This is a genomic window from Bacteroides sp. OF04-15BH, assembly GCF_003477995.1.
Taxonomy (GTDB): Bacteria; Bacteroidota; Bacteroidia; order Bacteroidales; family Bacteroidaceae; genus Paraprevotella.
Genome location: NZ_QUEM01000012.1, coordinates 27925 through 49576, shown reverse-complemented (window position 1 = coordinate 49576; position 21652 = coordinate 27925). Strand labels below are relative to the sequence as shown.

The window sequence follows — 21652 nt, the reverse complement described above, 5'->3', positions numbered from 1 at the left end:
AACTTTGCAGTTATGAAAAAATTTGTACTGATCCTTAGCGTGCTGCTGGCAGGAGCCGGCAGTGTCTTTGCTCAGAAGAGCAAGAACCATAATTTTGAGATAAACCGCAATCTGGAGATTTTCAGCGACATCTACCGTCAGCTGGATATGTATTATGTGGACACTCTGGATGCCGATACCGTGATTGGCTGGGCCATTCAGTCTATGCTGAAGCAGGTGGACCCCTTTACGGTGTACTATTCCGAGGATAACATGGACGAGTTCAAGACCATGACCACCGGAAAATATGCCGGTATCGGTGCTGTGGTGCGCTATATCAAGAAAGAAGATCGTGTGGCTATCAATGAGCCTTATGAGGGAACACCCGCCCAGAAGGCCGGCGTGAAGGCCGGTGATGTGATTCTGTCAATTGACGGAGTGGATATTAAGGGAATGCCGGTGGATAAGGTGACTACGATGCTGAAGGGAACTCCCGGTTCCAGCTTCGTGCTCAAGGTGCGCCGTTATGGAGTAAAGGAACCGCTGTCGTTCAAGATTGTGCGCGAAAATATCCAGCTGCCTTCGGTTCCTTATTATACCTTGCTTCCCGGCAACGTGGGCTATATCATCCTTACGGGCTTTACCGACGGTTGTTCTAAAGATGTGCGCCGCGCGCTGGTCAGCCTGAAGGAGCAGGGCGCCCGTTCGCTGGTGCTCGATTTGCGCGGCAACGGTGGCGGACTGTTGAGCGAAGCCGTGGAAATCGTGAACTTCTTTGTTCCGAAAAACAAAAAGGTGGTTTATACCAAAGGTAAGGTGCAGTCGGCCAATACGGAATATTTCACCCGTAAGGAACCGCTGGATACCGTGATGCCGATGGCTGTGCTGGTGGACCGCTGGTCGGCTTCCGCTTCGGAAATCGTATCGGGTAGCCTGCAGGATTTTGACCGTGCGCTGATTGTCGGTACCCGTACTTATGGCAAGGGACTGGTGCAGGCACCACGCGAAGTGCCTTACAACGGCAGTCTGAAGGTGACTACCAGCCGCTATTACATTCCGAGCGGACGTTGTATCCAGGCCTACGACTACCGTCATCTGAACGAAGACGGTTCGGTAGGTACCGTACCCGACAGTCTGACCCGTGTGTTCCATACCGAAGCCGGACGCGAGGTGCGCGACGGCGGTGGTATTACGCCCGATGTGATCGTGAAGCCCGATATATTGCCTTCAATGGTTGTGGAGCTGGCCGTGAACGATGTAGTGGCCGAATTCGGAAATTGGTTTGTTGCGCAGCACGAAACCATTGCCCCGGCCGGCAGCTTTGATGTGAGCGATCAGGATTATGCCAAGTTTGTGGAAATGGTCAAGGAGAGCGGCTTTACCTACAACAAGCGCGGACGCGAGCTGCTGAAGTTGCTGACCAAGTCGGCCGAGACCGAAGGATATTCTGATGAGGCCCGCGGCGCATTGAACCAGTTGGACTCTATCTTCAAAGGCAACCTGGAAGCCGATATGGAGCGCAACAAAAAAGAAATCAAGATGCTGCTGAATGACGAGATTGTGCGCCGTTATTATTATCAGAAGGGCGGCGCGGAACTTCAGGTGCGCGACGACAAGGAACTGAAGGAGGCCTGCAAACTGCTGGCCGACGAGAAGGCTTATAAGGAAAAACTGCATATAACAGACTGATCATGAAACACGCTAAATTAAATCATAACAAACAGTTCATGTTTGGCATCATGGCCATGGCATTGGTCGTGATCGGAGTGGTGATCCTGTTCTGGATGTGGTGCTTCCCGCAGGGCACCCCCGATAAACCGGAGTCCAAACGCTATGAAGTCCAACTGCTGGGCTTTCGGGGCGACAGCCTGCAAGTGTCGCTCGACGACCAGATTCTGTTCGACGGCACCGTGGATGGGGATACCTGCATTCTGGGTTCCGATTATCCGGAAAAACAGGCCGTGCTGATGGTGGGCAGTTTCCGCCGCGACGAGCTGGTGACCTTTGAGGTTTCCGACAGCGATTCGCCGATAACGGTCTGCCGGGAAAACGACGAGATAAAAATGAAGAAAAAGTAAGTTTCCGTTCCCGCAAAATGAAAAAATATACATAAATCTTTGCGGACTGACGGAAAACTTGTATCTTTGCAAAGTAGGATGAAGTGAGGGGCTGATCAAGTTCCTCACTTTGTTTTTTTAATTGTATTTCAGATCAGATGATAGAAAAGAACATTGTAAGACAAATCGTTGAAGAATGGTTGCAGGACAAGGACTACTTTCTGGTAGATGTGTCCGTGAGTAATGACAATCGTATTGTAGTGGAGATTGATCATGCCGAAGGCGTGTGGATCGAAGACTGTGTGGAACTGAGCCGCTTTATCGAAAGTAAACTGGACCGCGAGAAGGAAGACTTCGAGCTGGAAGTGGGCAGCGCAGGCATCGGTCAGCCGTTTAAGGTGCATCAGCAGTATGTGAACCATTTGGGAAAGGATGTGGAGGTGCTCACACTCGACGGAAAGAAATACCAGGGTGAACTGCACGAAGTGAACGACGACACCTTTTCTATCCTCCGTCAGGTAAAGAAAAAGGAGGAAGGCAGCAAGCGTCCGCGTCTGGTGGACGAATTGGTGACTTTCAGTTACGATGAAATAAAATACACTAAATATTTAATCAGCTTCAAGTAAACAGTTATGGCAAAGAAAGAAGAAACCGTAAGTTTGATCGATACATTCTCTGAATTTAAAGAAACCAAAAACATAGACCGTGCTACGCTGGTGAGCGTGCTCGAGGACAGCTTCCGCAGCGTGATTGCCAAGATGTTCGGCAGCGATGAAAACTACGACGTAATCGTGAATCCGGATAAGGGCGACTTCGAGATCTACCGCAACCGTGTGGTGGTAGCCGACGGTGAGGTGAACGATTCTAACCGCGAGATTGCGCTGACCGATGCACAGAAGATTGCACGCGACTGCGAAATCGGCGAAGAGGTGAGTGAGAGTGTAGACTTTGCACGTGACTTCGGACGCCGTGCCATCCTGACCCTGCGCCAGACTCTGGCCAGCAAGCTTCTGGAACTGGAACACGACAGTCTGTATAACAAATACAAGGACAAGGTGGGTCGTGTCGTAAGTGCTGAAGTATATCAGGTATGGAAAAAGGAAATGCTTCTGGTTGACGACGAAGGAAACGAACTGTTGCTTCCGAAAACAGAGCAGATTCCGGGAGACTTCTACCGCAAGGGCGAGGCTGCACGTGCCGTAGTGCTCCGTGTGGACAATACGAACAATAACCCGAAGATCATCCTGAGCCGTACTTCACCCGTGTTCCTGCAGCGTTTGCTCGAGGCTGAAGTACCGGAAATTCACGACGGTCAGATTGTCATCAAGAAAATTGCCCGTATCCCGGGAGAGCGCGCCAAGGTGGCTGTAGAAAGCTTCGACGAGCGCATCGATCCGGTAGGAGCCTGTGTGGGTGTAAAGGGTAGCCGTGTGCACGGTATCGTACGCGAACTGCGCAACGAGAATATTGACGTGATTAATTATACGGCCAACACCTCCCTGTTCATTACCCGTGCTCTGAGCCCGGCGCGTGTGAACAGCATCCGTCTGAACGAAGAGGAGCGCAAGGCTGAGGTTTACCTCGATCCGGATCAGGTGTCTCTGGCTATCGGTAAGAATGGTCTGAACATCAAGCTGGCAAGTATCCTGACGGAATATACCATTGACGTGTTCCGCGAAATCAACAAAGAGGAGTCAGATGATGTATATCTCGATGAGTTCTCCAACGCCATCGACCCGTGGATTATCGAGGAATTGAAGAAGATCGGTATGGTTACCGCAAAGGATGTGCTGGGCACTCCGCGCGAAACACTCATTAACCGCGCCGATCTGGAAGAGGAGACCGTAGACGAAGTATTAAGAATTTTAAGAGAAGAATTTGAGGAGTAATATATGGGGATAAGACTGAATAAAGTAACTAAGGAATGCAATGTGGGACTGCAGACGGCTGTGGAGTTCCTGCAGAAAAAAGGGTTTACCGACATTGAGGCGAATCCGAACACCAAAATCTCGGAAGAACAGTACGAAATGCTCGTGGCGGCTTTCAAAACCGATCAGGGACTCCGTAAGGATGCCGAACTGATCAGCCGTCAGCGTCAGAATAAAGAAAAGAAAGAAACCATTTCGATTGCCGAAGAAGAGGTGACACCCGCACAGCCGGCCGCTGCCGCTCCCAAAGGACCGAAAGTGGTGGGACACATCGATCTGGATGCTCTGAACCGCCCGGCCAGAAAGGCAACCGAAGCACCGAAAGCTGAAAACGCACATGAGGAGAACACAACTCCGGAAACTCCCGAAGTAATTAAAGAAGAAATGACAAATAAACCTACCGAATCAGAAAAGACTATTGGCACAGAAGAAAATGGTGTGTTCCGCTTGAATACACCGGCTGGAGGTGCACCACAGCTCAAGGTAAAGGGACATATTGACCTTTCGGCACTGAATCAGTCTACCAGACCTAAGAAGAAATCCAAGGACGAACGCCGCAAGGAGCGTGAGGAAAAGAATCGCCAGCATCAGGAGATGAAAGGACGCCAGAATGGCGCCGGCGAACGTGGAAACGCACAGCAGGGCGGCGAGAAGAAAAAGCGTGTACGCGTGGGTAAAGAGCGCGTGGACGTGAATGCCGTGAGCGGACAGAACAACGGCACACCGGGCAAGAAGAACGGTGCGGCTCAGGGTGCGGCTGCTCAGGCAAATGCCAAGCATAACAAGAAGAAAAACCAGCAGCCGGCAGTGAAGGCTGAGGTTACGGAAGAAGATGTTGCAAAACAGGTGAAGGAAACACTGGCACGCCTTACCAGCAAGAATAAGGTGAACAAGGGTGCCAAGTACCGTAAGGAGAAACGCGAGAACGCCCGCGCCAACATGGAGGAGCAGATGGAAGAACGCGAAGCAGAAAGCAAGATTCTGAAACTTACGGAGTTCGTAACCGCCAACGAGCTGGCATCTATGATGGATGTGCCTGTAACTCAGGTTATCGGTACCTGCATGAGCTTGGGTATCATGGTATCTATCAACCAGCGTCTGGATGCTGAAACCATTAATATTGTGGCCGAAGAGTTCGGTTTCAAGACTGAATATGTCAGCGCCGAAGTGTCTGAAGCTGTAAACGAAGAGGAGGACGATGAGGAAGATCTCGTTCCGCGCGCTCCGATTGTGACCGTGATGGGTCACGTAGACCACGGTAAGACTTCGCTTTTGGACTATATCCGCAAGACAAACGTGATTGCCGGTGAGGCCGGAGGTATCACTCAGCACATCGGTGCCTACAACGTGACTCTCGAGGACGGACGTCATATCACCTTCCTCGATACTCCGGGACATGAGGCATTTACCGCCATGCGTGCCCGTGGTGCACAGGTAACGGATATCGCCATCATCATTATCGCTGCCGATGACGACATCATGCCGCAGACAAAAGAAGCAATCAATCACGCTATGGCAGCTAATGTGCCTATCGTGTTTGCCATCAATAAGATTGATAAGCCGGCCGCTAATCCGGACAAGATCAAGGAAGCACTGGCTAACATGAACTTCCTGGTTGAAGACTGGGGAGGTAAATATCAGAGCCAGGACATCTCGGCCAAGAAGGGTATCGGTGTACCTGAATTGCTGGAGAAGGTACTGCTCGAGGCTGAAATGCTCGACCTGAAAGCAAATCCGAACCGTAATGCAACCGGTTCTATCATCGAGTCTTCACTCGACAAGGGGCGTGGTTACGTAGCTACCGTGCTCGTATCCAACGGAACATTGCGCGTGGGTGATATCGTATTGGCCGGTACGAACTATGGTCGTGTCAAGGCGATGTTCAACGAGCGTAACCAGCGCGTGAAGGAAATCGGTCCGGCTCAGGCTGCTACCATTCTGGGTCTGAACGGTGCACCTGCCGCAGGTGATACTTTCCATGTGATGAATACCGAGCAGGAAGCCCGCGAAATCACCAATAAGCGCGAGCAGTTGCAGCGTGAGCAGGGATTGCGTACTCAGAAGATGCTTACTCTCGATGAAGTGGGACGACGCATTGCATTGGGTGGCTTCCAGGAGTTGAAGGTGATTGTCAAGGGTGACGTAGACGGTTCTATCGAGGCCTTGAGCGATTCACTCATCAAGTTGTCAACCGAGAAGATTGCCGTGAATGTAATCCACAAGGCTGTGGGACAGATTTCCGAGAGCGATGTGGCTCTGGCTGCCGCTTCCGAGGCAATTATCATCGGTTTCCAGGTACGTCCGTCTGCTACCGCACGTAAATTGGCCGAGCAGCAGGGTGTAGACATCCGTCTGTATTCAATTATTTACGATGCCATCGAAGAGGTGAAATCCGCTATGGAAGGTATGCTGGCACCTGAAGTGAAGGAAGAGGTTACAGCAACAATCGAGGTTCGTCAGGTTTACAAGATCAGTAAAGTGGGTACCGTGGCCGGTGCGTATGTAATCGACGGTAAGGTACAGCGCTCGAACAAGGCCCGCCTGATTCGCGACGGTATTGTGGTTCACACCGGTCAGATCAACGCCTTGAAACGCTTCAAGGACGATGTGAAGGAAGTGGGAACAAACTATGAATGCGGTATCAGTTTGGTGAACTACAATGACATCCGCGAAGGCGATATCATTGAAACTTATCAGGAAGTTGAGGTTAAGGCCACTCTGTAATGACAACATTGGATTATCTGTTGGGAGCTGCGCTTTTGTGGGCTGCCTTTAAAGGATGGCAAGGAGGACTGTTCCGGCAGTTGGCATCCATCGGAGGTGTGCTGGCGGGACTGGTTGTTGCCCGAATGCTGTATGCAATGGTGGGCGATTGGATTGCTCCGGAGCTTGGGGCGCCGCAGACCGTGGCCCGTGTACTGGCTTTCATCCTGATTTGGGTAGGTGTGCCCATGGCCCTGTCGGTAGTAGCATTCCTGCTGACCAAAACAGCCGAAGGGCTTTGCTTGGGTGGTGTAAACCGCCTGGCGGGCGCAGGAGTAGGCGTTCTGAAATATTGCATTGTGCTGAGCTGTCTGCTTCATCTGCTCACAGCATTTCATTGGATAGATCCGCAGCGCGCCGAGCAGTCGGTTCTGGTGCGTCCGGTTACGAATTCGGGAGCATTCCTGTTTCGTTGCATGAAAGCCACCTGGAATAGTCTGCCGGATTCCGGTACATCCGAAGACGGGCAGTCCGATTCCGGTGAGATTAAGAATACAAGAGGGGCTGAGGAGAATACATCTTCTCAGAGCACAACCCAACCCGATGAGTATTAAAGAGATACTACGAAGAGCAGGAATGCAGGTCTGTTTTTGACAACAGACTGCATTCCTCTTTTTGAAATATAATCAATATATTTGTAATTTCATGGAAGAGAAAAACAAGTTTGTAAAAGAGGTAGCCGAGAAGAAATACGAATACGGCTTTACCACGGACATACAGACTGAAATCATAGAAAAAGGCTTGAACGAAGATGTGGTCCGCCTGATTTCTTCAAAGAAGGAAGAACCGGAGTGGATGCTTGAGTTCCGCCTCAAGGCCTTCCGTCACTGGCTTACGATGAAACAGCCGGAGTGGGGGCATCTGAAAATGCCGGAGATAGATTATCAGGGCATTTCTTACTATGCCGATCCGACGAAAGGAAAGAAAGACGGACCGAAGAATCTGGATGAAATTGACCCTGAGTTGATGAAGACCTTCGACAAACTGGGTATTCCTCTGGAGGAACGTCTGGCATTGAGCGGAACGGCTGTTGACGCTGTGATGGACTCTGTGTCTGTAAAAACAACCTTTAAGGAGAAATTGTCAGAACGCGGCATTATCTTCTGTTCCATCAGCGAGGCGGTGCGCGAGTATCCCGATCTGGTAAAACAGTATCTGGGCTCGGTGGTGCCTTATCGCGATAATTTCTTTGCGGCTTTGAATTCGGCCGTATTCAGCGACGGTTCGTTCGTGTATATTCCGAAGGGCGTGCGCTGTCCGATGGAACTTTCTACTTATTTCCGTATCAATGCGCGCAATACCGGACAGTTTGAGCGTACGCTCATTGTGTGCGACGACGGCGGCTATGTTTCCTATCTGGAAGGATGTACCGCTCCGATGCGCGACGAGAACCAGTTGCATGCTGCCATTGTAGAGATTGTGGTGAACGAGAATGCCGAAGTGAAATACAGCACCGTGCAGAACTGGTATCCCGGTGATGCCGAAGGTAAGGGCGGTGTGCTCAATCTGGTGACCAAGCGCGGTCATCTGCGTGGAGCCAACAGCAAGCTTTCCTGGACACAGGTAGAGACCGGTTCGGCCATTACCTGGAAATACCCCAGCTGTGTGCTCAGCGGCGACAATTCGCAGGCAGAGTTCTACAGTGTGGCCGTGACCAACAACTACCAGCAGGCCGATACCGGTACGAAGATGATCCATTTGGGCAAGAACACCAAGAGTACCATCATCAGCAAGGGTATCTCGGCCGGAAAGAGCCAGAACTCTTATCGCGGACTCGTACGTGTGGCACCGGGAGCTGATGGCGCGCGCAACTACAGTTCCTGCGATTCGCTCCTGTTGGGCAGCACCTGTGGGGCACATACCTTCCCTTATATGGACGTGCACAACGACACCGCCATTGTGGAGCATGAGGCTACCACTTCGAAGATTTCCGAAGAGCAGTTGTTCTATTGCAACCAGCGCGGTATCCCGACTGAAGAAGCCGTGGGACTGATTGTCAACGGATATGCCAAGGATGTGATTAACAAATTGCCGATGGAGTTTGCCGTTGAGGCTCAGAAACTTCTGAATGTATCCTTGGAAGGTACGGTGGGATAATGTTTATTTTTCTACAAAATCAACGACTATTATGATGTTAGAGATAAAAGACTTGCATGCCAGCATCAATGGCAAAGAGATATTGAAAGGAATCAATTTGACGGTCAATCCGGGCGAGATTCATGCCCTGATGGGACAGAATGGTGCAGGAAAGAGTACCCTGAGCAATGTGCTGGTAGGAAATCCTGCCTATGAGGTGACCTCCGGAAGCGTTACTTTCAACGGAAAGGACCTCTTGGCCATGAAGCCCGAAGAGCGTGCTCACGAAGGATTGTTCCTTTCGTTCCAGCAGCCGGTAGAGATTCCCGGTGTTTCTATGGTAAACTTTATGCGTGCCGCAATCAATGCAAAGCGTCAGTACCACGGTCTGGAGCCGATGAGCGCCGGTGATTTCCTGAAGATGATGCGCGAGAAGCGCAAAATCGTGGAACTGGACAGCAAACTGGCCAACCGTTCCGTGAATGAAGGATTCTCAGGAGGTGAGAAGAAGCGCAACGAGATCTTCCAGATGGCGATGCTTGAGCCGACACTCAGTATTCTGGACGAAACCGATTCGGGCCTCGACGTAGATGCCCTGCGTATTGTAGCCGAAGGCTTCAACAAGTTGAGAACTCCCGAGACCAGCGCTCTGGTCATTACTCACTACCAGCGCCTGTTGGATTACCTGAAGCCGGACATCGTACACGTGCTGCTTGGTGGCCGTATCGTGAAGACCGGCGGTCCGGAGTTGGCTCTGGAGATTGAGAACAAAGGTTTTGACTGGATCAAGGCCGAACTGGAAGACTAATCCGGTTTGGTGCAAGAAATGGTCTTCCGGTTTTCTGTTTGTGGCGGCATGCGCCCAGCAGGCTGCTCAAATGTTCAAGCCCGGCGGCAAATCCTATCCACCTGTTGAAAAAACAGCGTCAGCGGTTGCGGACACATGTCGCGGCTATCGGAATTCCTGTAGGATTCCGGTCCGGAAAACCCGTTAGACCAAGCATCCAGATGCAAACAAGAGTTTGAATTTTAAAAAACGAAGAAAGAATGAATAGTGAACAACAATATATCGATCTGTTCCGCCAGTGCCGCACGATGATCGACAGCCACAGTGCTCCGGTTCTGAATGCCCTGCGCGAACAGGCATTTCAGGATTTTCTTCAGCAGGGATTTCCCACGCAGAAGGTGGAGCGCTACAAGTACACCGATGTACCGGCAGCCTTTGCACCCGATTACGGAGTGAACCTGAATCGCCTGGACATTCCGGTCAATCCCTATGAAGTGTTCAAGTGCGATGTGCCTAACCTGAGCACCTCACTCTATTTTATGGTCAATGATGCCTTCTATAGCAAGATACAGCCGGCAGTGGCCCTGCCCGAAGGAATGATTGTGTGCTCCCTGCACGAGGCGGCACAGCAGTATCCCGAGTTGGTGGCGCGCTACTATGGCAAGCAGGCCCGCACGGGAAAAGATGCCCTCAATGCGCTGAACACCATGTTGGCTCAGGACGGACTCTTTGTGTATGTGCCCCGTGGTGTTGTGGCCGAGCGCACCTTGCAGATTGTGAATATCCTGCGTTCGGATGTAGACCTGATGGTGAACCGTCGTGTGCTCATCGTGTTGGAAGACAACGCTGAGGCCCGCATTCTGTTCTGTGACCATGCTGCCGATGACCGTTCGTTCCTGACTACTCAGATTGCTGAGGTATATGTCGGAAACAATGCCCGTCTGCAACTCTATGAACTGGAGGAGACTCATGTGAAGAACAAACGCTTCGGTAATCTGTATGTAGACCAGCAGGCCGACAGCAACGTGTCGCTCAATACCATCACCCTGCACAACGGACTGACCCGCAACCGCAGTGAAGTGACCCTTTCGGGCGAGCGTGCCGAGACCAACCTCTACGGTTGTGTCATTGCCGACAAGCAGCAGCACGTGGATCACAACACCTTGATTGACCACCGTGTGAGCCATTGCACCAGCAACCAGCTTTATAAATATGTGCTCGATGATCAGGCCGTGGGTGCTTTTGCCGGCCGCATTTTGGTGCGCGAGAACGCACAGCACACCGTTTCCAACGAGCGCAACGCCAATCTGTGTGCCACTAAGGAAGCCCGTATGTACGCACAGCCCATGCTCGAGATTTATGCCGACGATGTGAAGTGTAGCCACGGTTCCACTGTGGGACAGTTGAACGAACAGGCTCTGTTCTACATGCAGCAGCGCGGTATCTCACGTGAAGAGGCCCAGATGCTTCTGCGCTTTGCCTTTGCCGGCGAGGTGATCGACTGCATTGCCATTGATGCTTTGCGCGACCGTCTGCATCATCTGGTGGAGAAGCGTTTCCGCGGCGAGTTGAGCCGTTGCTCCGGTTGCAAGATCTGCAAGTAAGCAGAACTTTGTGGTGCACGGATGATGTGCCGCATTCCTCCTCCGGAGAAAAAAGATATAAGAAAACAAGAGAAGATTATGAGTTACGATATTAACAAGATTCGTGAGGATTTCCCCATTCTGGGACGTGAGGTGTATGGCAAGCCTTTGGTCTATCTGGACAATGGCGCAACGACACAAAAGCCCCGTTCGGTGGTGGAAGCCATGACGCACGAATACTATAATGTGAATGCCAACGTGCATCGCGGAGTGCATTTCCTTTCACAACAGGCAACCGAACTGCATGAGCAGGCCCGTGAAACCGTGCGCTGCTTTCTGAATGCCCGTTCTACGGCCGAAATCGTCTTCACCCGTGGCACTACGGAAAGTATCAATCTGGTGGCCACGACCTTTGGCGATGCCATTCTGAAGGAAGGCGATGAAGTGATTGTGAGTGAGATGGAACATCACTCCAACATTGTGAGCTGGCAGTTGGTTCAGGCCCGCAAAGGCATCCGTCTGCGCGTGATCCCCATTACCGACGAAGGCGAGCTCCGTTTGGACGAATACGAAAAGCTGTTCAACGAGCGCACCCGTCTGGTGAGCATCACCCACGTGAGCAATGTGCTCGGCACAGTCAATCCCGTGAAAGAGATGATTCGTACGGCTCACGCCCACGGAGTCCCCGTGCTGGTAGACGGTGCCCAGAGTACTCCCCACTTTGCGGTAGACGTGCAGGATCTGGATTGCGATTTCTTTGCATTCAGCGGACATAAGATTTACGGTCCTACGGGTATCGGTGTGCTTTATGGCAAGGAAGAATGGCTCGACCGTTTGCCTCCGTATATGGGTGGCGGTGAGATGATTCAGAATGTCAGCTTCGAGCGCACCACATTCAACGAGCTTCCCTATAAGTTCGAGGCCGGAACACCCGATTATGTAGCGACTACCGGTCTGGCTCATGCGTTGGATTACGTAACCGCCTTGGGCATGGACAATATCTATGCTCATGAACAGGAGCTCACCCGCTATGCGATGGAGCAGATGGCCACTATTGAAGGCATGCGTTTCATCGGTACACCAAAGCATAAAGATGCTGTGATTTCCTTCCTGGTGGGCGATATCCATCACCTGGATTTAGGTACGTTGCTCGACCGTCTGGGCATTGCCGTGCGCACCGGTCACCACTGTGCCGAGCCGCTGATGCACCGTATGGGCATCGAAGGCACCGTGCGCGCCAGCTTCGGTCTTTACAACACCTTTGAGGAAGTCGATGCGCTGGTAGCCGGTATCCGCCGTGTGGCCCGTATGTTCTGATTCTTTTTGAAAAGTAATACGCAGTATAACCCTTTTCAGGCAGCCGTATTCTATGGTTCTGTGCCCTGTGCCAGAGCTGTGGAATACGGCTGTTTTTTTTAGAAAAATCCAAGGTTCCTCTTTTTAGAGGCACAACGCATTTTTTACCAAATGTGAAGCGTTATGCCGTTTCCCCTTCCTACATTTGCCGTCAAAAAAAGAGTAGGAAGTTTATGAAAGAGAATGTGAAGGAAACACTTGATTTCGGCACGATGGAAGTGTCGCGCCTGTTTCGCAAACTGTTTTTCCCCACGCTGTTGGGAATGGTCTTTTCGGCCGTGTTCGTCATTACCGACGGCATCTTTGTGGGGCGCGGTATCGGCAGCGATGCCCTGGCCGCAGTAAATATCACAGCCCCTTTGTTCCTGATAAATACTGGTATCGGACTGATGTTCGGAGTGGGCGCTTCGGTAGCCGCTTCCATAGCCCTTTCGCGTGGCAGAGAGCGTCTGGCCCGTGCCTACATCACCCAGTCCGTGTGTGTCGGTTCGTTGCTGCTGGTCTTGCTTTGGGGCATCGTGCTTTGTTTTGCCCCGCAGGTGGCCCGTTTTTTCGGAAGTTCGGAGCGTCTGCTCCCGTTGGCATTGGAATATATGCACTGGTTTCTGCCTTTCTTTGTGTTCAGTGCTCTGCTCAATTCGGGTATGTTCTTTGTGCGGCTCGACGGGTCGCCCCGCTATGCCATGCTCTGCAATGTGGTGCCCGCACTCATAAATATCGCTCTCGACTACTGGTTCATCTTCGGACTGGGGTGGGGCATGATGGGTGCGGCTCTGGCCACCAGTCTGGGCTATATCCTCGGTGCGCTGATGATTGTGGGCTATCTGTTGCGTCCCGACATCACCCTGCGTCTGATGTCCTTGCAACGTACCCGCAGCGGATGGCGACAGTTGTGCCGCCACACCCGTACCATAATGCGTCTGGGACTTTCCTCTTTCCTTTGTGAGGCCGCTATTGCCACCATGATGTTTGTAGGCAACTACGTGTTCATGCACTATCTGCATGAGGACGGAGTGGCCGCATTCAGCATAGCCTGCTACTTCTTTCCCATCATCTTTATGGTCTATAATGCCATTGCCCAGTCGGCACAGCCCATCCTGAGCTACAACCACGGATGCGGTGCCCGCGGGCGCGTGCATCAGGCCTTGCGCCAGGCACTGATTACTGCCGTAGCCGCCGGAGCGCTCTGTCTGGCGGTCACCGCCCTGTTCAGTCCCCAGATTGTCCGTTGGTTTCTCGAGCCTCATTATCCGGCCTATGCTCTGGCCGTGGAGGGACTGCCCCTGTTTGCCTGCGGCTTTGTATTCTTTGGCGTGAACATTGTGAGCATCGGCTATTTTCAGAGTCTGGAGCGCGACCGCATGGCCCTGCTCATCACCCTGCTGCGCGGTTTTGTCTTTATTGTGCTTTGCTTCGGGCTGCTTCCTCTTTGGCTGGGGGCTGCCGGCATCTGGCTGGCCGTACCGATGGCCGAGCTGCTGACTTTTCTTTTTTTGGTCACCGTTTATTGCCGCCGAGAGAAATGATGGCTATCTTTGCCGGAGGAAAGAATCATGAGAAAATCCGATGAAGCAAGAAGTTTTGGAGCGCTTTTGCAGCAAATATGCCATTACGGCAAACGATGCCGCCCGTTTGCTCGAGCGCATGACCCCCGTGTCCTATCCCCGTGGCAGTTTCCTGGTGCGCGAAGGAGAGAGTAACAGCCATTTCTATATCATTGCCAGCGGCATCTGGCGCGGGTCGTTTGTGAATGATGACGGCACCGACCAGTCCCTTTGGTTCGCTTCGGCGGGAGAAGCTGTCTTTTCCATCTGGGGCTATGCCGGAAGACGAAAATCGCTCATCACCATTGAGGCGATGAGCGACAGTGAATTGTATGCTATTTCGCGTACAGAGCTGGAGGAATGGTTTTCCAGCTCCGTGCAGGCCGCCAATTTTGGGCGCATCCTGTTCGAACGTCAGTTTCTCGATTTGGAAACCTGGCTCATCAGCACCGCTGTGCCCCGTGCCAAGGAGCGCTATCTGCGCCTGTTGGAGGACAATCCCGAGCTGCTGCTTTACGTTCCTCTGAAATACATTGCCTCCTATCTGTGGATCACGCCTCAGTCGCTGAGCCGCATCCGTGCCGAACTGGCCGGACGGCAGGAGGACTGACCGGTTATCCGGCCAATGAGCAGAAAAAGGAAATGAGAAACGGTACGGAGAAGTCGATGGTAAGTCCGTGGAAGATGCTCACCGGAACGAGCGCACGTCCGCACGTACGGGCAATGACCGGCAGGGTAGTATCCTCCGTGGTGCATCCTCCGGCCGTGATGGGAGCCAGCGGACCGAACCAGCGTGCCAGCAGCGGTGCGCCAACCAGTGTGATGATTTCACGCAGAATGTTGCTCATCAGCGCTATGGTACCGATTTCCGCTCCACGCAGTTCCGAAATCATGATGCCCGACAGCGAGTAGTATCCGAAGCCCGAACCCACAGCCATCCAGTCCGCTACTCCGATGCGGGGAATCAGGGCACACACGGCCAGCATGCCGCCCCAGGTGCCGAGAATCGTCACCAGCGGCAGGAGCATCAGTCGGCGGTCCAGCCGGCGGATGCTGCGGCGCACCTCGTCATTCTGTCCGATGGAGAAACCCACACTGCCCATCAGCACGCAGAGCGTGATATATCCGGCGTCAGCCGGCAGAGGCGGGCGGGGCAGACTGTAGCCCGAGACCAGTCCCAGCAGAAAGAAACCTACAATAATCAGACTGTCCTTCATTTGATGTGAGAGCGACGGAGCCTTTTCCGGGTTACCTGTTTCGGCACTTTCGCGTTTCATCTTGCCGATGCTTTTGTAAAACAGCAAGGCCGCCACACAGCTGCCTGCTACCATAAACAGGGCTGCCACGGCACTCTCCACGCCCAATGTGCCGAGCGAGGCGATGAGCGTACGGTTGGATCCCACTTCCATACCGAGCAGGAAGAGCAGAAGCCAGATGATATAAGTTGTCATGGAAGACACCCAGTGCCAGGGGTGTCGACGGAGGATGTAGCCCAATGCGGCGCTCACCCATAAACAAAGCAATACGATAATCATGCCGGCAAAGGTCGGAATTTTTTTTCGCTTCTGAAAGCAAAAAAACGCCTCTTTGCCCTTTACATAATTTCATGCTGATGATTTTGAAAAATGATGCTGATGAAATGAAAAAGTCATCAGCATCATTTTTTCGGGTCTTTCTGCTGTTTCCGCTTTCCGGGAAAAATAACTTCCCCGGTTTGATTTTATTCGATAAATACCTATCTTTGGATTTATTCTGATAACAATAAATCTAATAAAACAAGCTATGAACTTTTTTAAACGTATTTTTTTCATTCTCTTCTGTTTCAATCTGTGTTCTTTTGCGCAGGAAAAAGATGAGCCGGTGCGTTTTGCCATTGTTTCGGATCTGCATGCACCGGATGTGCCCGACGGTATGCAGCGCATGCAGGCGGTGGTAGATGCTGCCAGGCGCGAAAAGGTGGACTTCCTGATTCAGTTGGGCGACTTTATCCGTCTGGACAGTCTGAATGCTCCCTATCGCCGAGTCTGGGAAGGATTTCCGGGAAAGAAGTTCCACGTTCTGGGAAATCATGACCTGGACAAATACACCAAGGAAGAATATGTCCGGGGTATGGAAATGCCCGGGCGTTATTACTCATTTGATCAGGGAGAGTTTCACTTCATTGTGCTGGACGGAAACAATCTGTATGATGGCACCCGATATATTCCGTATTCCAAAGCAAACTATTATGTGAACCCCAAGATGCGTGCTTTTGTTGATGCCGAACAACTGGAATGGCTGAAGGCTGATCTGGCAGCCACCACCAAGAAGTGCATTCTTTTCTCCCACCAGAGTATCGACACGTTTATGAACAATGGACAGGCAGTCCGTAAGATTCTGGAGGAAGAGAACCGCCGGAGCGGATTCCAAAAAGTAGTGTTGGCATTCAGCGGGCATAACCACAGCAACTACATCAAAAACATTGGAGGCATTACCTATGTGCAGATAAACAGCGCTTCGTATGTCTGGATAGAACAGTTGTCGGAAACGGAAAAGCGTTATCCGAAGGAGATCAATGACCGCTACTCTCTGCTGAGCCGCTCCATTCCCTACGACAGAGCTTTGTATGGCATCGTGACTCTGACAGATAAAGGGGCCCGCATGAAAGGCGTGCAGGGAAAGTTTATTCCTCCTACTCCCAAGGAAATCGGGATGAAAGACTCGATAGGCATCTTCCCTTTGGTGCCCTTTATCAAGGATCTGAATATTGACTTTATTGATTAACCCAAATAATACTAATGATGAAAAGATTAAACACTCTGGTGTCTGCCGTTTTGTTGGGACTGTGTGCCGCTTCGGAGGCACAAGCCTATAGCGGAAAAGTTTATGCAGACACTAATGGAAACGGCCGACATGACAAAGGCGAGAAAGTTTTGGGAAACGTGATGGTTTCCGATGGTTTGAATGTGACAAAAACATTGTCCGACGGTACTTATTCCTTGCCCGGACATGCCCGGGAGCGCTTTCTGTTTGTTTCCATGCCCAGCGGATATAAGGCTACCCGCTATTATCATCCCATAGAAAAAGGCGTGGAGCATTATGATTTTGCCTTGCAACCCTACGAAGCCCATGTCAAGAAAGACGGCGCACATAGTTTTGTGCATATCTCCGATACGGAAATCTCTTCGGCTGTGGGGCAGGAGGACTGGGTGAACGACTTGCGGAACTATGCCTGGAACGAACAGGCTGCCTTTATTGTCCATACCGGTGACATCTGTTATGAGAAAGGACTGAAGGCCCACAAGCCGATGATGAATGACGGTAATATGGATCTGCCAGTGTATTATTGCATCGGAAATCATGACCTGGTGAACGGAAAATACGGTGAAGAACTCTTTGAAAAGATTTACGGTCCGGTCTATTATTCGTTCAACGTGGGCAAGATGCATTATATCGTCACCCCGATGTGGGGTGGAGACTACCGGCCCGGATATACAAAAGAAGACGTTTACCGCTGGCTGAAGAACGATCTGGCCCAGATTCCGAAAGGCACGCCTGTCGTGTTCTTCAACCACGATTACTGGACAACCGGCGACCGGCACATCTTTTCTGCCGGTTCGGATAAGACCATCGATCTGGATGCCCACAATCTGAAAGCCTGGATATACGGACATTGGCATATCAATTACATCACCCGGCATGGAAAGGCTTTGGCCATCTGTACTTCTACTCCGGCGCGTGGTGGTATTGACCATGCCACGTCAGCTTTCCGTACTCTCCATGTGGACAAACAGGGAAACTTAAAGTCGGAACTCCGATACACCTATATAGACCGGCATCTGGAAATAGCTTCGGTGCAGAACGGGCAGGCCCCTGTCCGTGCGGATGGCGAACTGAATGTTTCGGTAAATGCCTATGCTACGGTAGCAACGGCCGACAAGGTGCTGTTCTCCTGCTGGGTGGGACAGAAAGAGATTCTTTCTGACAAGGCGATGACTCAGACAACCGATTTCAATTGGCGTGGCAAAGCCAAACTGCCGGAAAAATACCGGGGCAGAACGGTGACTCTGAAAGCTACGGCTTATTTTCATAACGGAGAAGTGGCCGTGCAAGAAAAATACTTTACCTTTGCATCCGATAGCTTGCCGGCCGGGACTTCGACAGACTGGACGAATCTGGCCGGGAATGCCCGTCACGTCGGTATTTCCAAGGATACGGTAGCCCTGCCGTTTGCCCTGGCCTGGAGCACCAATATCGGTTCGAACATCTATATGTCTTCGCCGATTGTCTACAAGAATAAAGTCTATGCGGCTTCGGTTGATGAAAACGAATCAGGCAAGGCAGCCATTGTGGCCATGAATGCGGCAGACGGTACGGTTGTTTGGAAATATGCAACCCGTGCTTCGGTAAAGAATACGATTGCAGGAACACAGGGATTGATTTTTGCTCAGGATGTGTACGGCTATCTGTATGCTTTGGATGCAGAGAGCGGTAAGCTGGCTTGGGAGAAAAAGCTGGATGTGGCTTATATTCCTAGTCTGAACGACGGTATTGTGGCTTCGGGCGAGCGGGTCTTTGCCGGCTCCGGTAAGGGACTGTGCGCTCTGGATGCCCGTACGGGCACTTTGCTTTGGCAGAACACCGGATGGGCGCAGCGCGAAGGTACTACCGCCACATTGTCTTTGAGTGCGGATGAGAAAGTCCTGATTGGTGGAGTGCAGTGGGGAGCCATGTATGCCAACGATGCGGACAACGGACAGTTGCTGTGGGGCAAGAGTGAGAACGGTATCAGAAACCGTGCTTCTTCCCCCGCCATGTTTGAGGGACTGATGTATTTCCTGTCCTTGAAGTCGTTGTTCGTTTTGTCTCCTTCCACAGGTGAGATTCTTTTTGAGAAAGAACTCCCTTATTCCGTGGATGTCACGTCCACTCCTTTGGTGACCGATGAGGAGATTATATTCGGAACGGCCGAAAACGGTCTGGTGGCGCTGGACCGCCACAACTGGACTGAAAAGTGGAAATTCCGTACCGGAAAGGCATTGATTTACACGGCTCCTTATGTAAACGGAGAAGCTGCACAGATAGAGTGCAGTCCGGTATTGTCCGGCGACATGGTGCTGGTAGGAGCCTCCGATGGTGCCTTATACGGAATCAACCGGCATGACGGTTCGCTGATGTGGAGCCACAAGGTAGGCGCCCCCATCATGACGACAATGGCCGTATCGGGCAATATGTTTTTCGCGGCAGACTTTGCCGGAAATATTTATGGATTTAAAGGAAAATAGATTATCAAAATAACCGAGTTATGTTATTACCCTACATGGATGACCGCCTGATAGAGGCGGGTTGTGATGAGGCCGGACGCGGCTGTCTGGCGGGAGCTGTTTATGCCGCCGCCGTGATTCTGCCCAAGGATTATGAAAACGAGATGCTCAACGATTCGAAGAAACTGAGCGAAAAGAAGCGTTACCTGCTGCGCGAACAGATTGAGCGCGATGCGCTGGCCTGGGCCGTGGGTGTGGTCAGCCCGCAGGAGATCGACGAAATCAACATCCTGAATGCTTCGTTTCTGGCCATGCACCGGGCACTGGATCAGCTGAAACTGCGCCCCGAGGCACTGCTCATCGACGGCAACCGTTTCAAACCCTATCACGACACGCCTCATACCACGGTAGTGAAAGGCGACGGCAAGTACATGAGCATCGCCGCGGCCTCTATTCTGGCCAAGACCTATCGCGATGATTATATGATGCGGCTGCACGAGGAATATCCCCAGTATCACTGGGACAGCAACAAGGGATATCCCGCCAAGGCGCACCGTCTGGCCATCCGTGAATATGGAGTGAGTCCCTATCACCGTATGAGCTATAATCTTTTGGGAAAAGGCGATTTTTCGCTCTTCAGCGAGCAGGAAATGAGCGGCAGATAAAAAGGTGTGAAAAATGAAAAAGCGATATCCGCTTTATTCAATTTATTTCGTAACTTTGCAACAAGAAAGATAACTTTTAAAAACGATTTATATTATGGCAAAAAAAGCTCTTTTGATGATCCTCGACGGATGGGGCGTGGGTAATCATGGTAAAGGTGATGTTATTTTCCAGACTCCGACTCCTTATATGGACTATCTGGCACAGAACTATCCAAACTCAGAACTGCAGGCTTCTGGCGAAAACGTAGGTTTGCCAGACGGACAGATGGGTAACTCTGAGGTAGGTCACCTGAACATCGGTGCCGGCCGCATCGTTTATCAGGATCTGGTAAAGATCAACCGCGCTTGTGCCGACGGCAGCATCCTGAAGAACCCGGAAGTGGTTTCTGCTTACGAGTATGCCAAGAACAACGGTAAGAGCGTTCACCTGATGGGTCTGACTTCAAACGGTGGTGTGCACTCTTCATTGGATCACTTGTTCCGTCTGTGTGAGATTTCTAAGGAATATGGCATTGCCAATACATACGTACACTGCTTCATGGACGGTCGTGACACCGACCCGAAGAGCGGTAAGGGATTCATCGAGCAGCTGCAGGCTGAGTGCGAGAAGACCGGCTGTCAGATTGCTTCTATCGTGGGCCGTTTCTATGCTATGGACCGCGACAAGCGTTGGGAGCGCGTGAAGGTAGCTTATGATCTGCTCGTGAAGGGCGAAGGAAAGCAGGCTACTGACATGGTGGCTGCTATGGAAGAAAGCTATGCTGAGGGTGTTACCGACGAGTTCGTAAAACCAATTAACAACGCTAATGTTGACGGTACGATCAAGGAAGGCGATGTAGTGATCTTCTTCAACTACCGTAACGACCGCGCTAAAGAGTTGACTATTGTTTTGACTCAGCAGGATATGCCGGAGCAGGGCATGATGACCATTCCGGGATTGCAGTACTACTGCATGACTCCGTACGACGCAAGCTTCACCGGAGTACACATCCTGTTCCCGAAAGAGAACGTGGAGAACACTTTGGGCGAATATATCAGCAGCAAGGGTCTGAAGCAGCTGCACACTGCAGAGACTGAGAAGTATGCACACGTTACCTTCTTCTTCAACGGTGGTCGTGAGACTCCGTACGACGGTGAGGAGCGTATCCTGGTAGCTTCTCCAAAGGTGGCTACTTATGACCTGAAGCCGGAAATGAGCGCTTACGAAGTAAAGGATAAGCTGGTTGCTGCGATTAAGGAGAACAAGTACGACTTCATCGTGGTGAACTTCGCTAACGGTGATATGGTGGGACACACCGGTATCTACGAGGCAATCGAGAAGGCAGTGAAGGCTGTTGACGACTGCGTGAAGGAAGTGGTTGAGGCTGCCAAGGCTACCGATTATGAGACAATCATCATCGCTGACCACGGTAATGCAGACAACGCAATCAATGCTGACGGTACTCCAAACACCGCTCACTCTTTGAATCCGGTTCCATTCATCTACGTAACTGCCAACAAGAATGCCAAGGTTGAAAATGGTATTCTGGCCGACGTAGCTCCTTCTATTCTCCACATCATGGGTCTGGAGCAGCCGAAGGAAATGACCGGTAAGAACTTGATTCAGGACTAATCATTCTGAAACAGAATAAAACATAAATCGGAAACAGCTTCAGTGAATCACTGAGGCTG

At 51.5% G+C, this 21652-nt stretch carries 17 protein-coding genes; 16 read left to right on the top strand and 1 reads right to left on the bottom strand.

The features are described from left to right. Window positions 1-12: 12 nt before the first annotated feature. The 12 genes from DXA74_RS07135 to DXA74_RS07080 all read left to right on the top strand — a co-directional run bounded on the left by DXA74_RS07135 (window position 13) and on the right by DXA74_RS07080 (window position 14683). Entirely contained in the window at window positions 13-1668 is a 1656-nt protein-coding gene (locus tag DXA74_RS07135) for a S41 family peptidase (RefSeq protein ID WP_118526231.1), read from the top strand. A 2-nt stretch (window positions 1669-1670) separates the two neighbouring features. Continuing rightward, on the top strand, window positions 1671-2057 hold the full coding sequence (locus DXA74_RS07130; RefSeq protein ID WP_118526166.1) for a hypothetical protein: 387 nt from the start codon (window positions 1671-1673) through the stop codon (window positions 2055-2057). A gap of 137 nt (window positions 2058-2194) precedes the next feature. Next, window positions 2195-2662: a ribosome assembly cofactor RimP gene (gene rimP / locus DXA74_RS07125; RefSeq protein ID WP_118526164.1), complete on the top strand. Its 468-nt coding sequence runs from the start codon at window positions 2195-2197 to the stop codon at window positions 2660-2662. A 6-nt stretch (window positions 2663-2668) separates the two neighbouring features. Beyond that, entirely contained in the window at window positions 2669-3925 is a 1257-nt protein-coding gene (gene nusA / locus DXA74_RS07120) for a transcription termination factor NusA (RefSeq protein ID WP_118526162.1), read from the top strand. Between the two features lie 3 nt (window positions 3926-3928). After that, window positions 3929-6688 carry a translation initiation factor IF-2 gene (gene infB / locus DXA74_RS07115; protein ID WP_118526160.1) on the top strand — a complete coding sequence of 920 codons (2760 nt, stop codon included), beginning with the start codon at window positions 3929-3931 and terminating at the stop codon, window positions 6686-6688. Beyond that, window positions 6688-7281, top strand: coding sequence for a CvpA family protein (locus tag DXA74_RS07110; protein ID WP_118526158.1), 594 nt, complete (start codon window positions 6688-6690; stop codon window positions 7279-7281). The genes infB and DXA74_RS07110 overlap by 1 nt, the downstream gene beginning before the upstream one ends. A gap of 91 nt (window positions 7282-7372) precedes the next feature. Next, complete coding sequence (gene sufB / locus DXA74_RS07105) at window positions 7373-8824, top strand: Fe-S cluster assembly protein SufB (protein WP_118526156.1); 1452 nt, start codon at window positions 7373-7375, stop codon at window positions 8822-8824. A 34-nt stretch (window positions 8825-8858) separates the two neighbouring features. Further along, window positions 8859-9611 (top strand): Fe-S cluster assembly ATPase SufC, encoded by a 753-nt coding sequence (sufC, locus tag DXA74_RS07100; protein WP_118526229.1) that lies wholly within the window; start codon window positions 8859-8861, stop codon window positions 9609-9611. A gap of 239 nt (window positions 9612-9850) precedes the next feature. Then, complete coding sequence (sufD, locus tag DXA74_RS07095; protein ID WP_118526154.1) at window positions 9851-11194, top strand: Fe-S cluster assembly protein SufD; 1344 nt, start codon at window positions 9851-9853, stop codon at window positions 11192-11194. A gap of 78 nt (window positions 11195-11272) precedes the next feature. Further along, window positions 11273-12490, top strand: a complete 1218-nt coding sequence (locus DXA74_RS07090; protein WP_118526227.1) for an aminotransferase class V-fold PLP-dependent enzyme — start codon at window positions 11273-11275, stop codon at window positions 12488-12490. Between the two features lie 224 nt (window positions 12491-12714). Then, the gene (locus tag DXA74_RS07085; protein ID WP_118526225.1) at window positions 12715-14055 is read left to right on the top strand and encodes an MATE family efflux transporter; all 1341 of its coding nucleotides are present in this window, start codon (window positions 12715-12717) and stop codon (window positions 14053-14055) included. Window positions 14056-14095: 40 nt separating this feature from the next. Beyond that, window positions 14096-14683, top strand: a complete 588-nt coding sequence (locus DXA74_RS07080) for a Crp/Fnr family transcriptional regulator (RefSeq protein ID WP_118526152.1) — start codon at window positions 14096-14098, stop codon at window positions 14681-14683. Between the two features lie 4 nt (window positions 14684-14687). Here the strand turns inward: DXA74_RS07080 and DXA74_RS07075 are convergent, their stop codons facing one another. Then, window positions 14688-15608, bottom strand: a complete 921-nt coding sequence (locus DXA74_RS07075) for a lysine exporter LysO family protein (protein WP_118526150.1) — start codon at window positions 15606-15608, stop codon at window positions 14688-14690. A 247-nt stretch (window positions 15609-15855) separates the two neighbouring features. Here DXA74_RS07075 and DXA74_RS07070 point away from each other — a divergent pair, with 247 nt between their 5' ends. The 4 genes from DXA74_RS07070 (at window position 15856) to gpmI (ending at window position 21593) form a co-directional block, all read left to right on the top strand. After that, on the top strand, window positions 15856-16836 hold the full coding sequence (locus tag DXA74_RS07070; protein ID WP_118526148.1) for a metallophosphoesterase: 981 nt from the start codon (window positions 15856-15858) through the stop codon (window positions 16834-16836). A gap of 17 nt (window positions 16837-16853) precedes the next feature. Beyond that, on the top strand, window positions 16854-19337 hold the full coding sequence (locus tag DXA74_RS07065; protein ID WP_118526223.1) for a PQQ-binding-like beta-propeller repeat protein: 2484 nt from the start codon (window positions 16854-16856) through the stop codon (window positions 19335-19337). 20 nt (window positions 19338-19357) lie between these two features. Then, a complete protein-coding gene (locus DXA74_RS07060) occupies window positions 19358-19981 on the top strand; it encodes a ribonuclease HII (protein WP_118526146.1) in 624 nt (207 codons plus the stop codon). A gap of 94 nt (window positions 19982-20075) precedes the next feature. Beyond that, window positions 20076-21593 (top strand): 2,3-bisphosphoglycerate-independent phosphoglycerate mutase, encoded by a 1518-nt coding sequence (gene gpmI / locus DXA74_RS07055; protein WP_118526144.1) that lies wholly within the window; start codon window positions 20076-20078, stop codon window positions 21591-21593. Window positions 21594-21652: the final 59 nt, after the last annotated feature.

Excerpts from the sequence above, each read along its gene's own strand:
- DXA74_RS07135 (WP_118526231.1), top strand. The coding sequence starts at position 13 with ATGAAAAAATTTGTACTGATCCTTAGCGTGCTGCTGGCAGGAGCCGGC.
- DXA74_RS07130 (WP_118526166.1), top strand. The coding sequence starts at position 1,671 with ATGAAACACGCTAAATTAAATCATAACAAACAGTTCATGTTTGGCATC.
- rimP (WP_118526164.1), top strand. The coding sequence starts at position 2,195 with ATGATAGAAAAGAACATTGTAAGACAAATCGTTGAAGAATGGTTGCAG.
- nusA (WP_118526162.1), top strand. The coding sequence starts at position 2,669 with ATGGCAAAGAAAGAAGAAACCGTAAGTTTGATCGATACATTCTCTGAA.
- infB (WP_118526160.1), top strand. The coding sequence starts at position 3,929 with ATGGGGATAAGACTGAATAAAGTAACTAAGGAATGCAATGTGGGACTG.
- DXA74_RS07110 (WP_118526158.1), top strand. The coding sequence starts at position 6,688 with ATGACAACATTGGATTATCTGTTGGGAGCTGCGCTTTTGTGGGCTGCC.
- sufB (WP_118526156.1), top strand. The coding sequence starts at position 7,373 with ATGGAAGAGAAAAACAAGTTTGTAAAAGAGGTAGCCGAGAAGAAATAC.
- sufC (WP_118526229.1), top strand. The coding sequence starts at position 8,859 with ATGTTAGAGATAAAAGACTTGCATGCCAGCATCAATGGCAAAGAGATA.
- sufD (WP_118526154.1), top strand. The coding sequence starts at position 9,851 with ATGAATAGTGAACAACAATATATCGATCTGTTCCGCCAGTGCCGCACG.
- DXA74_RS07090 (WP_118526227.1), top strand. The coding sequence starts at position 11,273 with ATGAGTTACGATATTAACAAGATTCGTGAGGATTTCCCCATTCTGGGA.
- DXA74_RS07080 (WP_118526152.1), top strand. The coding sequence starts at position 14,096 with ATGAAGCAAGAAGTTTTGGAGCGCTTTTGCAGCAAATATGCCATTACG.
- DXA74_RS07075 (WP_118526150.1), bottom strand. The coding sequence starts at position 15,608 with ATGATTATCGTATTGCTTTGTTTATGGGTGAGCGCCGCATTGGGCTAC.
- DXA74_RS07070 (WP_118526148.1), top strand. The coding sequence starts at position 15,856 with ATGAACTTTTTTAAACGTATTTTTTTCATTCTCTTCTGTTTCAATCTG.
- DXA74_RS07065 (WP_118526223.1), top strand. The coding sequence starts at position 16,854 with ATGAAAAGATTAAACACTCTGGTGTCTGCCGTTTTGTTGGGACTGTGT.
- DXA74_RS07060 (WP_118526146.1), top strand. The coding sequence starts at position 19,358 with ATGTTATTACCCTACATGGATGACCGCCTGATAGAGGCGGGTTGTGAT.
- gpmI (WP_118526144.1), top strand. The coding sequence starts at position 20,076 with ATGGCAAAAAAAGCTCTTTTGATGATCCTCGACGGATGGGGCGTGGGT.